The organism is Azospirillum sp. B4, from assembly GCF_000333275.1.
In the GTDB taxonomy this organism is placed as follows: Bacteria; Pseudomonadota; Alphaproteobacteria; order Azospirillales; family Azospirillaceae; genus Nitrospirillum.
This window is the reverse complement of record NZ_BACU01000225.1, coordinates 1-1,248: the sequence shown is the minus strand read 5'-3', so window position 1 is coordinate 1,248 and position 1,248 is coordinate 1. Positions and strand designations below refer to the sequence as shown.

The window sequence follows — 1,248 nt, the reverse complement described above, 5'->3', positions numbered from 1 at the left end:
GGGAGGGGACCAACATCGGGGCCGGGGCCATCACCTGCAACTATGACGGTACCTTCAAATACCGTACCCAGGTAGGCCGCAACGTCTTTGTCGGCACCAACGCCACCCTGGTGGCCCCGGTGCAGGTGGGTGACGGCGCCTTCATCGCCGGCGGCAGCACCATCACCGAGCCGGTGCCCGCCGATGCCCTGGCCATCGGTCGCGGCCGCCAAGTGGTGAAGGAAGGGTGGGCCGCCGCCTTCGCCACCGCCCAGAAGGCGCGCAAGGCGGCGCAGAAGAAGGGCTGAAGGGGAAAGGGTTAGGCCGGGATGACCCGGCTGGGCGATGATGGTATGGGATGAAGGATGGGTGCGGCGCATTAACGACAGGGGGCGTCATGCACAGGACGATGGCAGAGCCAGGCTGGCGGGAACTTTATAAGCCCAAACTGGTCACGGTGCTGCGCGAGGGGTATGGCCTGCGCGACCTGCGGGCCGACCTGGTGGCGGGCCTGACCGTGGCCATCGTGGCCTTGCCGCTGTCCATGGCGATCGCCATCGCCTCGGGCGTTACGCCGGATCGGGGACTGTACACCGCCATCGTCGGCGGCTTCCTGGTGTCGCTGCTGGGCGGCAGCCGGTTCCAGATCGGCGGCCCGGCCGGGGCCTTCATCGTGCTGGTTGCCGCGTCGGTGGAGCGGCTGGGGGTGGGGGGCATGGCGCTGGCCGTGGTCCTGTCCGGCCTGATCCTCATGGCCATCGGTGCCCTGCGCCTGGGGACCTTCATCAAATACATCCCCTATCCCGTCACCGTGGGCTTCACCGCCGGCATCGCCGTCATCATCGCGGCCAGCCAGGCGCGCGACCTGCTGGGCCTGACGCTGCCGGGCAAGGAGCCTGGGCCGCTGGTGCCCAAGCTGCTGGCCTTGGGGCAGGCTCTGCCCACGATGAACCCCGCCGCCCTGGGCACGGCGGTGGCGACCATCGCCCTGATCGTCCTGCTGCGGCGCTGGCGCCCTCAATGGCCCGTCCTGTTGATCGCGGTGGCGGCGGCCAGCGTGGTCGCGGCGTTTGCCCACCTGCCTGTCGAGACCATCGGCACGCGTTTCGGCGGCATCCCGCGCAGCCTGCCGGCACCCCATCTGCCGCCCCTGTCGCCGGACCTGGTGTTGGCGGTCCTGCCGGACGCGGTGGCCTTCGCGCTGCTGGGCGCCATCGAAAGCCAGCTGTCCGCTGTGGTGGCCGATGGCATGACCGGCCGGCGCCACCG

The 1,248-nt window shown here is 70.2% G+C and carries 2 protein-coding genes; both read left to right on the top strand.

Going from position 1 to position 1,248, the window contains the following annotated elements:
- A partial coding sequence (locus I55_RS09650; protein ID WP_044560320.1) for a DapH/DapD/GlmU-related protein occupies nucleotides 1-287 on the top strand: 287 nt, incomplete at its 5' end.
- Between the two features lie 89 nt (nucleotides 288-376).
- Nucleotides 377-1,248, top strand: an 872-nt coding sequence (locus I55_RS09645; protein WP_044560319.1) for a SulP family inorganic anion transporter, incomplete at its 3' end; no start/stop codon positions are given.